5 protein-coding genes are annotated in these 15,920 nt (G+C 71.2%); 3 read left to right on the top strand and 2 right to left on the bottom strand.

Going from position 1 to position 15,920, the window contains the following annotated elements; all coding sequences use genetic code 11:
- Positions 1-37: 37 nt before the first annotated feature.
- The gene (locus tag ACTWP8_RS33620) at positions 38-6,757 is read right to left on the bottom strand and encodes an SDR family NAD(P)-dependent oxidoreductase (protein WP_443325873.1); all 6,720 of its coding nucleotides are present in this window, start codon (positions 6,755-6,757) and stop codon (positions 38-40) included.
- Positions 6,754-8,586: a fatty acyl-AMP ligase gene (locus tag ACTWP8_RS33615; protein WP_443325872.1), complete on the bottom strand. Its 1,833-nt coding sequence runs from the start codon at positions 8,584-8,586 to the stop codon at positions 6,754-6,756. The genes ACTWP8_RS33620 and ACTWP8_RS33615 overlap by 4 nt, the downstream gene beginning before the upstream one ends.
- 262 nt (positions 8,587-8,848) lie before the next feature.
- On the opposite strand from ACTWP8_RS33615, the gene ACTWP8_RS33610 reads away from it, so the two are divergent.
- The 3 genes from ACTWP8_RS33610 to ACTWP8_RS33600 all read left to right on the top strand — a co-directional run.
- Positions 8,849-10,273, top strand: coding sequence for an MFS transporter (locus tag ACTWP8_RS33610; protein WP_443325871.1), 1,425 nt, complete (start codon positions 8,849-8,851; stop codon positions 10,271-10,273).
- Between the two features lie 613 nt (positions 10,274-10,886).
- Positions 10,887-11,561: a hypothetical protein gene (locus ACTWP8_RS33605; protein WP_443325870.1), complete on the top strand. Its 675-nt coding sequence runs from the start codon at positions 10,887-10,889 to the stop codon at positions 11,559-11,561.
- 905 nt (positions 11,562-12,466) lie between these two features.
- Positions 12,467-15,920 (top strand): beta strand repeat-containing protein (locus tag ACTWP8_RS33600; RefSeq protein ID WP_443325869.1); only part of this gene is annotated, 3,454 nt, incomplete at its 3' end.

The following is a 15,920-nucleotide window of genomic DNA, read 5'->3' as shown; positions in this document are numbered from 1 at the left end:
TGTTGCCGAACCACCGGTCTCCTGGTGGCGGTGCGCGTCAGGTGGGCTCGTCCAGAACCGCGGTGAGATGCCTGGCGATGACCTCCACATGCGGTGGATCGATCATCGAGAGATGGTCACCGGGTACCGGGACGACCTCCAGTCCGGGGCACAGCGGCGCCCAGCCCAGATCCGTGTCGCCCCGCTGATAGCGGGGATCGATCGCGGAGGTGAGCACCTGTGCTTCCTGCGCGCGGTAGAGGACGACGCGCTCCGGGTACGGCCGTGGCCGGTAGCGCTCGCCGATACGGGCGTCGATGTACGACGTGCGCTGGTGCTCCAGCACGCCGGGGCTCATGTCGAGCCCGGCCTCGGCGACATGGCGCATCAGCGTCTCGATCTGATCGTGCTCGTCCATGCCCGCCAACTCCTCGTACGGCAGTTGCAACTGCCGGCCGTACGCGGTCTCGACGTACTCGGCGAATCGCGCGAACCGCTCCAGCAGGATCTCCTCCGGTGTCGGTCCCGGCAGGGCGGCGGGCAGGATGGTGTCGATCAGCCCGAGGAACCCGACGCGCTCACCCTGGTCGCGCAGCCGCGTGGCCGCCTCGTACGCCAGACAGCCGCCGAAGGACCAGCCGAGCAGCCGGTACGGGCCTTCGGGCTGCACGCGGCGCATGAGGTGGATGTAGTGCTCGGCCTTGTCCTCCACCGACTCCAGCGCTTCCACGCGGTCGAGCCCGAAGACGGGTTGACCGGCGGGCAGCAGGTCGGTCAGCGGCCAGTAGACGCTCGTGGGTCCCCCGGCGGGGTGGAAGACGAACAGCGGGGCGCGATCGGCCCGGGGGCCGGGATCACGCAGGACCCGCGGCAGCGAGCCGTCCGCTCCGCCCTCCAGCGCGGGCCGGACCAGATCGGCCAGGGCGGCCACGGTGGGGGCCTGCTGAATCTGCGCCGCGGTCGGAGCGGATTCCGACCCGCCGAGCCGGCCACGGATGCCCTCGGCCAGCTCCCTGGCGCGGGCCTGGTCGCTCCGCACGGCCGGCAGCTCCTGGTGGACCCCTGCCAGGGATTCCCCCGACACCTGGGCCCAGACCCCGGCCACCAGCCGCTCCGCGGCATCCCGCGGCAGAACGCCCCGGGGCAGAGCGGGCGGTGACGGCGGCGCGGACCGCTGCTCGTGCTCCGTTGCCGCGGTCCCGTCGCCGATGTCGAGTGCGGTGACCAGGGCCTGCGCCACGTCACCCAGAGCGGCCCCCCTCTTCAGCAGGGTTTCCTGCAGAACGATCCCGAAGTCCTGTTTGACGGCGTTGCGGAGGCGCACGGCCATCAGCGAGTCGAGCCCGAGTTCGGTGAGCGGCAGGCCGGCGTCGATCTCCTGCTCGGCATAGCCCATGATCATCGCGGTCCGCCGGGCGAGCCGCCCGAGCACCGCCGTCAGCGCGGCCTCGGTCCCCAGCCCGCGCAGCGCCTCGGGACCGCCCCAGTCGCCGCTGTCCTCGGCCGCGCCGCGCACCAGACCGGCGAAGAAAGGCACGGCCTCGATCCCGGGGAACGCCTGCACGGCGCGGCGCACGTCCAGGCGTACGACGCCCGTGTACGGCCGCCCGCTCGCGATGATGAGCTGGAGGGCGTCCAGTCCCTCGTCCGGTGCGATCGGGTCCAGGGCCAGCGCCGTCATGTCCGGCGCGGCACCGAGCCCCGACCAAGGCCCCCAGGCGATGGACTCCCCGGGCACTCCCCGGGCCCGGCGCTGGTGCACCAGGGCGTCCAGCCACGCGTTGGCGGCCGCGTACGCGGCTTGCCCAGGGGATCCGAAGAGGGCGGCGGCGGAGCTGAACACCAGCCACCAGTCGAGGTCGTGGCCCGCGGTGGCCTCGTCCAGCCGCCGGGCGCCGTCGACCTTGGGCCGGAACACCGCGTCCAGGTCGTCCGGTTCCAGTCCGGTGACCACGCTGTCGCGCAGTACACCCGCGGCGTGGGCGACACCCCGCAGAGTGTGTCCCGACCGGACGGCGGCCTCCACGAGCCGGGCCGCGGTGCCGGTTTCCGCGATGTCCCCCTGCACGACCTCGACGGAGGCACCGAGGGCGCGCATCTCGTCCAGTGCGGCCTCGGCCTCGGGGCCCGGCGGGCGACGCCCGTTCAGTACGAGCCGGCCCGCGCCGCGCTCGGCGAGTCGGCGGGCCGTGGCCAGCCCGAGGCCGCCGAGCCCACCGGTCACGATGTACGCGCCCCCCGGCCGCGCGAAGGCCACAGGAGCGGCGTCGTCGCCGAGTTCGGCAGCGGCCAGCCGTGCGATGAAGCGGGTGCCCGCGCGCCAGGCGACCTGGTCCGCCTCGGAGTCCCCGAGCAGCTCGCGTGCGAGGTCGTCCCCGGCGCCCGGGGAGCGGTCGACGTCGATCAGGCAGGGCCTGAGGTGGGGATGTTCCAGGGCGAGTACGCGAAGCAGGCCGCGCAGGCACGCGCGGTCGGGGTCACCTCGCTCGCCCGCGGTCACGGCCTCCGCCCGCTCGGTCACCAGGTACAGCCGCGGAGCCTGTCCTGGTCCCGGTCCGGGGACTTCGGCGAGGCGGCGGGCCACGTCCGCGACGCCGAGGACCGCTTCGCGGGCTCCTGCCGGGCCTGCGGCCTCGGTGAACAGCACGGCGACGGCGGCCTGTGCGCCATCCGCCGTCCGCTGGAGCAGGCCGTTCAGCGCCCGCTCCGCGGATCCCGCGCCGTGGCGGGCGACGGTGACCGTGGCTTCCGCCTGCTCCAGGGCCGCCCGCAGCGCGGTGGCGAAGCGACTGCCGCTCGGTGGATCGCCGCCGGGACCGATGGTGAGCAGCAGCCATTCCGACGGGGCGGCCGCCTGTGCGGTGGGCACTGAGCTCTTGTCCCAGGCGATCTCGTAGGTGGTCTCGTGGAGCGGCAGCGGTACTTCCCCGGCCTCCGGGACGCGCAGGACGACGCCGTCGGCCTCGATCATCGCGGCTCCGCCGGTGTCCTCCAGGCGCAGGGACCAGCTGCTCCGCACGTCTCCCCCGGCCGGGCCGACCGCCGCCCGTGCCCCGCCCTCGGCGGGCGTTCGCCGGACACGGCACAGGCCCGCGACCGGACCCGGGCGCCGTACGCGCAGCGTGCCGACCGCGACAGGAATGGCTTCCCGGGGGACGGCGGTTGCCGCTTCGCCGGACGTCGCGGGATCCGCTTCCGTACCGGTTCCGGCCCCGGTCGCCGCGGCCGGGGCGCGCAGGCAGGTGTTGAGCAGCGCGGGGTGGACGTGCCAAGGCGTGGAGAGGCCGTCCGGCGCGCAGTCGTCGGGAGGGGACAGCGCGACGGTGAACGCACCGCGGTCCGGCTCGCCGGGAACGCTCGGACCGCTCGATGCGCAGAGCTCCACGGCGGCGGTGGCATGACGCGCCCAGGTGCCGGCCGCCGACCTGGTGTGGATGCTCACCTCCGCCCGCTCCGGCCCGGTCGGATCGAGCAGCGTGGTGACCGGCGTGGTCCCGGACAGGGGCAGGAGGTGATCCAGCGTCAGGTCGTACAGAACGACGCTCTCCACGGGGGCGCCGAAGAACTCGGCGGCTGCGGCGAGTGCCATCTCGGCGCACGCGGCCACGGGCAGCACCGTGACGCCGTGCACCTGCTCCTCCGGTCGGTACCACCCGTCGGTGCCCACGTCTCCGCGCCACATCGCACGGCGCGTGCCGGGGACGTCGACGCGCGTGCCGAGCAGCGGGTGGCCGTCCGGGCGCGCCACCCGGCGGGCCCGGCCCGCGCCGTCCACCCAGTGCCGCCGGTGCCGCCAGCGTGGGGTGGGCAGCGCCGTCCGCCGCCCGGCCGGCCACAGCAGGTCGGGCCGCTGCTGAGCACCGGCCGTGTGCAGTGCGGCCAGCGTCGTGCGCAGCAACAGCGGCTCGTCGCCGTCCCGGCGCAGCGTCGGCAGCACCAGGGTCTCCCGCTCGGTCACCGCGTCGAGCGTCTCCTGTACGGCAGGAGCGGCGACGGGGTGCGGAGAGATCTCCAGGAAGATGTCGTGCCCGTCCGCGGCCGCGGCTGCCACGGCCTGGCGCAGCCGCACGGGGCGGCGGGCGTTGTCGCACCAGTAGTCGGCGTCCGCACGGGGCGTACGGTGCGGATCCTCGTGCACGGTCCCGTACCAGGGGATCGCCGGATCCCGCCCCTGGATGCCCGCGAACCCCGAACGCAGTTCGGGCAGGACGGGATCGACCGCGGGTGAGTGCCCGGCACCGCCGACGTCGAGCATCCGGGCTGCGGCCCCGGACTCCTCCAGCTCCGCGACCAGACGGTGGACGGGTTCGGCCGGGCCGGTCACCGTGCATTTCAGCGGCGAGGCGTCCACCGCGATCTCGACGCCGGGGAAGCGTGCGAGTACCTCGGCCCGTACGTCATGGTGCAGTTCGACCGCGGCCATGGAGCCGGCGCGCTCCGCGACGACGGCACCGAGCAGCGCCGAGCGACGGAGCATGATACGAAGCCCGTCGCGCGGGTCGAGGGCCCCGGCCGCCACCGCCGCGGCCACCTCGCCCATGGAGTGCCCGATGACCGCCGCGGGCTCGACGCCGTATGCCCGCCAGGTCCGGGTGAGCGCCAACTGGAGTCCGTACAGGAGCGGTTGTACGCGATCGAGGGCGGTGAGCGGTACGCCATCGGTGATCCAGTCGCTCAGCGGCGTACCCGCCTCGGCCGCGAAGACCGGGTCGAGGGTGCGGACGGCGGCCGCGAACTCGTCGTCCTCCTCGAGGAGGCGGCAGCCCATTCCGGCCCACTGGGAGCCGTAGCCAGAGAAGACGAACACCGGCCCTGGCCCCGCGTTTTCGCCGGGATCGACCTGGCGCGGCCGCACCACGCCCGTCGCCGGCTGATTCTGCCCGAGGGCGCGCAGCGCTTCGGTGACGGCCTCCCGTCCGCGGCCCACGACCGCGGCGCTCGTCCGTCCGTGCCGGTGGTGCCCGAGCGTGTAGGCCACATCCTCCAGGGGTGCCCGCAGCCCTGCCGGAGTCATCAGCCAGTCGGCGAGACCGACAGCCGCATCGCTGAGCCGGTCGGCCGAGCGTGCCGAGATGACCAGGATGTGCGGAGCGGCTTCCCTCCGGCTGTCGTCCGCGTCCGCGACCCCGGACGGCGCCGCCAGAGCCCCGTGCGGAAGAGCCCCGTGCGGCTTCCACTGTTCGAGGACGGCATGCGCGTTCGTGCCGCCGAACCCGAAGGCGGAGACGCCCGCGCGTGCGGGGCGCTCGCCGTCGCCGGGCCAGGGGGTGGCGTCAGCCACGACGCGCAGCCGGGCGGCCGGAAAGTCGATGTGCGGGTTGGGCGTGCGGAAGTGCAGGCTCGCGGGAATCCTGCCGTGGTGCAGGGAGAGCACCGTTTTGATCACTCCCGTGATGCCGGCCGCGCTCTCCAGGTGCCCGAGGTTGCTCTTCACCGAGCCGATCAACAGCGGCCGGTCGGGCGGACGTTGGTGTCCCAGTACGGCACTGAGTGCCTCCGCCTCGATCGGATCGCCGAGCAGCGTGCCGGTGCCGTGCGTCTCGACGTAGTCCACGTCCGAGGCGTGAGCTCCCGCGTCCTGCAGAGCGGCGCGCAGCAGCGCCTGCTGGGCCACCGGATTCGGCGCCACCATTCCGGCCGAGCGGCCGTCGGAGTTGACCGCCGTTCCGCGGATCACCGCGAGGATCCGGTCCCCGTCCCGCACCGCGTCCTCCAGGCGCTTCAGCACGACGACTCCGCAGCCCTCACCCCTCGAGATGCCGTCGGCCGCGGCGTCGAACGCCTTGCAGCGGCCGTCCGGCGCCAGCACGCCCGCCTGGTCGAAGCTTGCGGTGATCATCGGCGAGAGCAGAACGTTGACCCCCGCGGCCAGTGCCGTATCGCACTCGCCGGCGCGCAGGCCGCGGCACGCCTGGTGCAGCGCGACGAGCGAGGACGAGCAGGCCGTGTCGATCGTCAGGCTCGGACCGCGCAGATCGAAGGCGTACGACAGACGGTTGGCCGCGATGCTGCCGGCCGAGCCGGTGCTGGTCCACTCGGTGACACGGGACAGATCCCCGGTGGTCAGGGACCCGTAATCGAGCGAGCTGAGGCCGACGTACACCCCTGTCGCGCTGCCGCGCAGGCCGGGAGCGGGCATTCCGGCGTGGTCCAGAGCCTCCCACGCCACTTCCAGCAGCAGCCGCTGCTGCGGGTCCATCAACTGCGCCTCGCGCGGCGTGATGCCGAAGAAGTCGGCGTCGAAGCCGGCTACGTCGTCCAGGAACGCCCCCCAGCGGGTGGTCCTGGCGAGCGCCGCCGCGGTGGGCGCCGAGCCGTCGTCGAAGTCCTGCCAGCGCTCCGCGGGCACCTCGCTCACGGCGTCCCCGCCCGCGAGCAGGAAGTCCCAGAACTCGTCGGGCCCCTCGATGCCGCCGGGCAGGCGGCAGCCCATCCCCACCACCGCGATACGGCCGGAACCCGCCTCCGGCAGCGCCTGGTCCGCATCCGCCGGGGACTCCTCCGCGTCCTCCGTGAGACGGGTTACGAGCGCCGCGATCGTGGGGTTGCCCCACAGCAGGGTGGCCGGCAGCACCCGGCCCAGCGCCTCCTCCAACTCACCCGAGATCCCGACGGCATCACGGGAGGACAGGCCGTAGTCGACCAGGGGCCGGTCGGTCTCGATGTCCTCGGGGGCCACTCCGCAGCGCTCGGAGAGCAGACGCCTCAGCAGGTCGCGGATCGTGGCCGCATCGGCCGGCCCACCCGTGTCGTTTTCGGCTTCCTCTGGTCGGGTCATTCCGCTCCCCCGGCTCCCGCACGGTCCAGGTCCACGCGGTCCGTCCAGGTGCCGGCGAGGTAGCGTCGGCGGCAGGCGCTGCGCGCGACCTTGCCGCTGCTGGTGCGCGGCACCGTACCGGGCGGCGCGAGTACGAAGTCGTGGACGGCCGCCCCGTGCCCGGCGACCACGGCGTCGCGCACCGCACGTGCGACGGCATCGCGCTCGGCGCCGGGGTCACTGATCTGGCGGGAGTGCTCGGCGACGATGACCAGGCGCTCTTCGTCGTGGACCGTCAGCGCGAATGCCGCCACGTGGTCGTACCGGATGAGGGCGTGCGCCTCCTGGACGGTCGCCTCGATGTCCTGCGGATAGTGATTGGTGCCGTCGATGATGATCAGGTCTTTTATCCTGCCCGTCACGTACAGGCAGCCGTCGTGCAGCACCCCGAGGTCGCCCGTGCGCAACCAATGCCGGTCACCGGCGACGTCCGAGGGGTCGTCGGCGAGCACGGCGCCGAACGTCTCAGCGCTGCGGCCGGGGCTGCGCCAGTAGCCGCGCGCGACGTTGGGACCGCGCACCCAGATCTCCCCCACCTCGCCGTCCGGCAGGCGACGGCGGGTCTCGGCATCCACGACGACGACTTCCTGGCCAACCGGCCGTCCGCAGGAGACGAGTTCGGTGAACGTCCCCGGGGCGGCACCCGCGACGGGGCGGGCCGTGCCCTTCCCCAGCAGTTCCCGGTCGAAGGCGGTCACCCGCGGTGCCTGACCGGTCGGCGAGGTGGAGACGAAGACGGTGGCCTCGGCCAGGCCGTACGAGGGACGGATCATCTCCGGGGTCACCCCGTTGGCCGCGAATGCCTGCTGGAACCGGCTGACGGTGTCCGGGCGGATCGGCTCGCTGCCGCTGATCATCACCGACACCTGTCCGAGCGCCAGGCCGTCCCGGTGCTCGCCCTGCACGCGCCGCGCGCAGTAGTCGTAGGCGAAGTTCGGCGCGGCCGTGACGGCTCCAGGGTGTTCGGCGAGCAGGCGCAGCCAGCGCACCGGCTGCTGCAGGAAGGCCAGCGGGTCCGTGATCAGCGAATGGATGCGGCCGACGACCGGGGTGGCCACGGCGATGACCAGGCCCATGTCGTGGAAGAGCGGCAGCCAGGAGACCACCTGGTTCCGGTCCCGCTGGATGTCGAAGGCCGCGACGCCCTGCTGCACGTTGGCCACGACATTGGCGTGGGTGACCTCGACGCCCGATGGCGTCCGGGTCGCCCCGGACGTGTACTGCAGGTACGCGCAGTCCTCCGGCCGCACCAGCGCAGGGGCCGCGTCATCGGCAGGGCCCGCGGCGGCCTTCCCCAGTTCCGCGCCGTCGACGGCGATCGTACGAGGGCTGCCCGGGAGGCGCCTGCCGGTACAGAAGTCGGCGATGGCCGCCCGGCTGCTGTTCGTGGTGAGGAGGCACGCCGGGCGCGCGTCGTCCAGTGCGGAAGCGAGCCGCTCGTCATGGCCGGGCAGGTTGGGCGGGAACAGCGGTACCGCGATCGCGCCTGCGCGCAGGGCGCCGAGGAAGCCGATCACGTACTCGAGTCCCTGGGGTGCGACGATCGCGACCCGCTCACCGGCGGCTCCGGCTTGGGTCAGGATCCCCGCCATCGCGCGTACGCGATGGTCGAGTGCGGACCAGGTGAGCACGGTGCGCCGTCCCGCGGATTCCGCGGTGAAGTCGGCGAAGGTAAAGGCGGGATCGTCCGGGGCCACCGCCGCGGCCCGGGCCAAGTGGCCGACGAGGGTGTCCACTTCAGCTGTCGGAGTCTGCTCCGTACCGGGCGGGGCGTCGTGGCGTGCGGACATGGTGGCTGCACCCTCCGGTGGATCATCCGACGTGGCTTCCCTCTCTCCACGGCGAACGCCGCCTATTGGAGACGAAAAGAGGGGGCCAATGGGCCGAAAGTTGACCATTCGGACGTTAAAGTCGCCAACGGTATATGTCAAATACCTATGGCCCGTTTGATTTACCCCGAGTGGCTGCGAACGCATTTGCGAGTTCCGGTGCAGAGCCCGGCCTGAATTCACCGCGTCCGGCACACCCATGAAGAAATGGAGGTACCCCCGGATGAGCCGACCGGGTGACTACGCGCTCCTGGTGGCGCTCGCATTCGCAGCCTTCATGACGTGCCTGGACAACACCGTCGTCAATGTGGCCCTGCCCCGCATCCAGCAGGACCTGCAGCTCGACCTGCCCGGCCTGGAGTGGGTGGCCGCCGCTTATCCGCTGACCTTTGCCGCGCTCCTGCTCACGGGTGGCCGGTCGGCCGACGTCTGGGGCCGCCGTCCGACGCTCCTGACAGGTCTGGGGCTCTTCACCGCGGCGTCGCTGCTGTGCAGCCTGGCGGACAGCGGGACCGCCCTCATCTCCTGCCGCGGGCTCCAGGGAGTCGGGGCTGCCCTCCTCATCCCGGCCTCGCTGGCCGTGCTGACGCGCGACCTCGGAGCCCGGGCCCGGGCGGCCGGCGTCGCCACCTGGATGGGCGCGCTGGCAGCCGCGCTCGCGCTCGGGCCGGTCATCGGGGGGCTCGTCAGCCAGCACTGGGGCTGGAGTTGGATCTTCGCGATCAACGTGCCCTTCGGGGTGCTCGCCATGGCTGCCGTGGCCGGGGCAGTGCCGGGGGGCGGGGTTTCCGGCGCGCAGGAGGCGGAGCGGGCGGGCGGTCGCCCGGCCGGATTCTGGAACGGGCGGTTCGATCCGGCGGGGGTGGCGCTGTCATCCGTGGCCGCGGGGGGCTGTGCGTACGGGTTGATCGAGGGGCCGCGCCATGGATTCGTATCACCCGGGATCATGTGGGCGTTCGCAGGCTCGCTCTGCGCCCTGGGTCTGTTCCTGGTCCGCCAGTGGACCGCGTGCACGCCCATGGTCGACCTCTCCCTGTTCCGCGACAGGGTCTTCAGCGGCGGTGTCGCCGCACAGGTGCTGTGGGGGCTGGGCATCAACGGCGTCTTCTTCTTCACCGCGCTATTTCTGCAGCGGGGGTTGGGCTTCACCCCGACCGAAGCCGGGCTCACGTTCAGCCCGGTGGCCCTTTTCCTGATCCTCGCGACTCCGCTCACCGCGGTTCTGGTCCGCAGGTTCGGGGCACACCGGACATCCGCGGGGGGTCTGTTGGCGGTTGCCGCCGGACTGCTGCTGCTGGCGCAGGTAGGCGAGGGGGCGAACCTCGTCGACCTGCTGCCGGGGCTCATCGCGATCGGAGCGGGCTCGGCCGTGACGGTGCCCTTGACCGCCAAAACGCTGGACACTGCTTCCGGCACGTCGTCAGGGATCGTTTCCGGCGTGGTGAGCGCCGCGCGCGAGTTCTCGGGACTGCTGGGTATCGCCGTGGTAGGAGCGGTTGTTGGACGCCACCAGGCCGAGGCGGTACGGCGCGGGCTCGACCCGGCGGCCGCGTTTCTGGAGGGCTACCGCGCGGGACTGCTCGTGGCGGCCGTCCTGGTGGCGGTGGGCGCGGTGGTGGCCGGCCTGGCATTGCGTCCCGGCCCCTAAAGTCTCCGGCGCACTGCCATGCACCAAAATGTGAATCGCATTCGCACGTGCTTTGCCCGGTCGGCCGTTGGTAATTTCCGGTGGCGCGCGTTTTCCTCCTGAGGTCGGCGAGCGCCGCAAATCTCTCCACCGCGACCACGGATTACGGGGCAGCGCGGACTACAGAGGTCCAGTTCCCGCGGAATTCCGAATCCGCCCGGATCCTCCGACTCTCCGTCAAAGTCCACCGAAACCGGGCGTGATGAGCTGCCCACGGCCCTGCGGCAAATGACAGGGGAGCGCAAACAGGGATCGCGGAGGTGGTACGGGCGGTGGTACATGAAACCACCGCACGCTATCCGCACTCCGCCGACTAGTACGACTAGTTCTGAATTCATTGAACGGGCCCGGGCCCGGTGCTTTGCTGTCCATATCCACACCGGCGGGCCGCCCACCCTCCTGGAGGAGTTTCGACAAGGCGGCCCGCCGTTGGCTTTTTGGCCGGCGGAAAGCACTTCCCGGTCGCGGCGTCGTTGGGCAGGCTCCTCCACGGAAGGGTCGGAACCACCAGCCGGTGCCGTAACTCGGCACCGGCTGGTGCGGCTCGCAACTCCAGACAGAAGGAGCACCCCCCATGCGAGCTAGCCGTAGGATCTCCGCTCTCCTCGGGGCCTCGGCCCTGGCGATGGGCCTGTCGCTCATCCCGACCAACGCCCAGGCCGCGAACATCGTGGGCTGCAGTGAGAACGCCCTGGTCGCCGCAATCGACGCAGCCAACATGACCGGCGGGGACGACCTGGTGCTGGCCCCGTTCTGCACCTACAACCTCACCGCGGCCCACAGCGCCGACGGAGCGTCAGGGCTGCCCGACATCACCACCCCGATCACCCTGACGGGGGCCTTCACCGACATCGTCCGCTCCCCGAGCGCCACCACGGACTTCCGGATCCTGAAGGTCGACGGAAGCGGCACCAACAGCGGCGACCTGAAGCTGTCCTCGGTCACCCTCCGGGGCGGCAAGGCCCCTGCGGGCCAATCAGGGGGCGGCATCTCCAACGTCGGCGGCGAGCTGCTCGCCACAGGCACCTCGCTGCGCGACAACCAGGCCGACCTCGGCGGCGGCCTCTACAACGAGGACGGTACGTCGACGCTCATCGGAGGCGTCGTCGTCGGTAACACGGCAACCGCCGGCGCAGGCGGCGGCATCTACGAGGCCTCCGGCTCGGTGAACATCGCGGGAACGCTTGTCAGGAGCAACTCGCCGGACAACTGCGCTCCTCCCGGCAGCGTGCCATTCTGCCGCGGCTGACGCGTACGAGTAAGAGCGGTTCCCGTGCACGCCGTTGGGGGGTCTCCTCGGCCCCGGCTGTAGCCGCGAGGCGGCGTGCGCGGGGTCTCCGCTCTCGACATCCCTCAGACAGCTCACGCAACATCCGCCCGAGAGATCGGGCACCAGGGGCCACCCACATCAGCGGGCCCCGGCCGGGTATCCCCCCACGGTCCGGCCGGGGCCCGCATCTTCATGTCTGTCAACGGATGGCCATTGCCGTCCGAGCCACTTCCGGAACCATCGCGAATGTCGAATTCGCCTGCCCTGACAGGTAGGTTCAGTTCGGCATGAGCCCAGGCGTTACGGACTCGGTCCGGCAGCCGTCCACCGTACGGGCTGCGTACCGCCCTTGCACCGGTGACCGCACCATCCCAGTCCGTTTTTATGCCACTTCGCCAGCGATTTACCGCTCCACACCGCGCGAGCAGCCGCCGGCAACGTGATCAGCCTTTGTGCACCGGGCGAACGGTGCACAATGACGCACCCCGCGAGCGAATCCTCAAGTCACACACGCGAGTTGGCACAGCCTGCTGTTTCCGATGCCCGAGATCCGGTAGTGAAAAACGGCGCTGATATGACCAATCCGCGCCCGGCGGCTTTTACCGGGTGCGCCGTGTGAGCCGCGCAGCGCTCCGCCATCCAGGGCAATTCCACGTCACTGCTATGGCGTGGCGGCACATCTGCCCCGCCTACTGGTGGTACCGACCGGTGAGTTACTCATCTATCTGTCGGGGGACGGCGGCTGCAAGCCGATGTGAAGCGTCGTCAACCACCGGTAAAAGGACCCCTCGCACAGGATGAAGTCGCCCTGAGCAGCAACCAGAAGGCTTGACGGGCGATGAGAGCGGCTCACCTCCATTCACAGCATTCGGAGGGCCCCCACCATGGCATTCACCATTACCCGGGTGACGTCGTCGCCGAATCCAACGGTCTTCGGACAGCCTGTCACTCTGACTGCCCAGGTCATCCCGCTCTGGTTCGGAACTCCCACGGGCACCGTCACCTTCAGCACGCCCGGCGGACCCACGCTCACCGCCACGCTGTCCGGCGGCACGGCCTCCGTCACCACCAGCGCCCTGCCTGTCGGCCTGGACGTCATCACCGCCAACTACAACGGCGACTCCAACTTCAGTCCTTCCAGCGGCACGACCAACCAGCTGGTCTTCAAGGCCTCGACGACCACCACGGTGACCTCCTCGCCCGACCCCTCGACCTTCGGCCAGACGGTCACGCTCACCGCCAACGTCGCGGCGATCGCGCCCGGTTCGGGCACCCCGACCGGCACGGTCACCTTCGTCATCAGCGGCGGAGGCGGAGGCGTCCTCATCGCACCGCTCTCCGGTGGTACGGCCACCGTCACCACCAGCTCCCTCAGCGTCGGCAACCACGTGGTCACCGCCACGTACAACGGCAACGCCAACTTCAACAGCTCCACCGGGACGGACACGCATACGGTGTCGAGCAAGGCGCCGACGACCACCACGGTGAGCTCCTCGCCCGACCCCTCCACGTTCGGCCAGACGGTCACCCTCACCGCCAACGTCACGGCCGTCTCCGGCACGCCGACCGGCACCGTCACCTTCGTCATCAGCGGCGGCGGAGGCGGCACCATCACCGCACCGCTCTCCGGCGGCACGGCCACCGTCACCACCAGCACCCTGACGGCCGGCACCCACAACATCACCGCGACCTACAACGGCGACATCAACTTCAACACCTCAAGCGGCACCGACACGCAGACCGTTGGCCAGGCCGCGACGACCACCACGGTGAGTTCGTCGCCCGATCCATCGGTGACGGGACAGACGGTCACGTTCACTGCCAATGTCGCGGCCGTCTCGCCTGGCGCGGGCACGCCGACCGGCACCGTCACGTTCGCCATCAGCGGCGGGCCCACGCTCACCGGCACCCTCTCCGGCGGCGTCGCCACCGTCACCACCAGTGCGCTGACGGCCGGCTCCCACCCCGTCACGGCCACCTACAACGGCAGCGCCAACTTCAGCACCTCAAGCGGCACCGACCCGCACACCGTCACCCAGGCTACGACCACCACGTCGGTGGCCTCCTCGCCCGACCCGTCCGTATCCGGGCAGCCGGTCACCATCACCGCCACCGTCACGGCGAACGCGCCCGGATCGGGCACACCGACCGGCACCGTCACCTTCGTGATCGACGGCGGCGCCCCTCAGACCGCAACGCTCAGCGGCGGCACTGCCAGCATCACCACCAGCACCCTGGGCGTCGGCAGCCACACCATCACGGCCACCTACGGTGGTGACGCGAACTTCATCGGTGGTTCGGTCGGCAACGACACCCACCTCGTCAACCAAGCCGGGACCACGACGACGGTGAGTACATCGCCCGACCCATCCGTGTCCGGGCAGTCGGTCACCTTCACCGCCCAGGTGGCGGCCACGGCCCCCGGCGCCGGAGTCCCCACCGGAACAGTCACCTTCGTGGCCACCGACGGCACCACCACCGTAAGCCTCAGCGGGACCCTGGACGGCAGCGGTGCCGCCACCGCCTCCACCACGGCACTCGACGCCGGCAACTACACCGTCACCGCAACCTACGGCGGAGACGCCAACTTCACCGGCTCCAGCGACACCGACACCCACACGGTCAACCAGGCCGCGACGACCACCACCGTCGTCTCGACACCCGACCCGTCCGCACCCGGGCAGTCGGTCGCCTTCACCGCCTTCGTGGTGCCGGTGGCCCCCGGCTCCGGGACGCCCACGGGGCCCGTCCAGTTCGTCATCACCAACGGCATCAACACCGTGACCCTCAGCGGCAACCTGGACGGCAGCGGTGCCGCCACTGTCTCCACCAACGCCCTCGGCGCCGGCAACTACACCGTCACCGCAACCTACGGCGGAGACGCCAACTTCACCGGCTCCAGCGACACCGACACCCACACGGTGAGCCAGGCCGCGACGACCACCACCGTCACCTCGTCGCCCGACCCGTCCGTATCCGGGGAGACGGTGACCTTCACGGCGACGGTTACGGTGAACCCGCCCGGTTCGGGCACCCCGACCGGCATCGTCACCTTCGCGATCAGCGGCGGTCCCACGCTCACCGGAACCCTCTCCGGCGGTGTCGCCACCGCCACCACCAGCGCCCTGACCGTCGGCAACCACACCGTCACGGCCACTTACGGTGGGGACACCAACTTCGCCGGCTCCAGCGGCACCGACACCCACGACGTCATCCAGGCTGGGACGACCACGTCGGTCACCTCGTCCCCCGACCCGTCGGTGTCCGGGGAGACGGTCACCATCACGGCGACGGTTACGGCGAACCCGCCCGGTTCGGGTACCCCGACGGGTAACGTCAGCTTCGTGATCGACGGCGGTGCTCCGCAAAGCGCTGCCCTGTCTGGTGGCAGCGCCAGCATCACGACCAACTCTCTGAGCGTCGGCAGCCACAGCATCACCGCCACCTACGTTGGGGACGCGAACTTCACCGGCTCCGTCGGCACCGACACCCACACCGTCAACCAGGCTGCAACCACCACCACGGTGACGTCGTTCCCGGACCCGTCCAGTTCCGGGGAGTCGGTAACCTTCGCGGCCTTGGTGACGGCTACGGCCCCGGGCGCCGGAACCCCCACGGGGAACGTCCAGTTCGTCATCACCGACGGCGCCACCACGGTGACACTCAACGACAACCTGGACGGCACCGGCGTCGCCACCGTCAGTACGGGCCTCGTCGCCGGCAACTACACCGTCACGGCCACCTATGCCGGGGACGTCAACTTCACCGGCTCCAGCGACACCGACACTCACATCGTCAACGAGGCCGACACGGTTACAACGGTGACCTCCACACCTGACCCGTCGGTGTTCGGTGAATCGGTCACCATCAGTGCGACTGTTGCGGCGGATCCGCCTGGTTCAGGTACTCCCACGGGCAGTGTCAGCTTCGTCATCGACGGTGGCGCCCCGCAGAGCGCCGCGCTCGTGGCCGGCAGCGCCAGCATCACCACCAGCTCGCTGAGCGTCGGCAGCCACAACATCACCGCCACCTACAGCGGAGACGCCGATTTCAACGGCTCAAGCGGCACCGACACCCACACCGTCGGCCAAGCCCAGACCACGGCCAACATCACGCCCCCGGCCGGTCCCACCGACTTCGGGGAAACAGCCACCTTCACCATCGCCGTCACCGCGAACCCGCCCGGCGCAGGCACACCGACCGGCACCGTGACCTACCAGATCGACGGCGGCGCAACCCAAACCGCAACACTCACCGGCGGCACCGCCACCGTCACCGACAGCACCCTCGCCGTCGGCACACACACCATCACCGCCACCTACACCGGCGACGGAAACT

Source organism: Streptomyces sp. 7N604, assembly GCF_052245475.1.
Classification (GTDB): Bacteria; Actinomycetota; Actinomycetes; order Streptomycetales; family Streptomycetaceae; genus Streptomyces.
This window is presented reverse-complemented; position numbering and strand designations above follow the sequence as displayed.

Coding starts and splice junctions, on each gene's coding strand:
- ACTWP8_RS33610 (WP_443325871.1), top strand. CDS start 8,849: ATGAGCCGACCGGGTGACTACGCGCTCCTGGTGGCGCTCGCATTCGCA.
- ACTWP8_RS33615 (WP_443325872.1), bottom strand. CDS start 8,586: ATGTCCGCACGCCACGACGCCCCGCCCGGTACGGAGCAGACTCCGACA.
- ACTWP8_RS33620 (WP_443325873.1), bottom strand. CDS start 6,757: ATGACCCGACCAGAGGAAGCCGAAAACGACACGGGTGGGCCGGCCGAT.
- ACTWP8_RS33605 (WP_443325870.1), top strand. CDS start 10,887: ATGCGAGCTAGCCGTAGGATCTCCGCTCTCCTCGGGGCCTCGGCCCTG.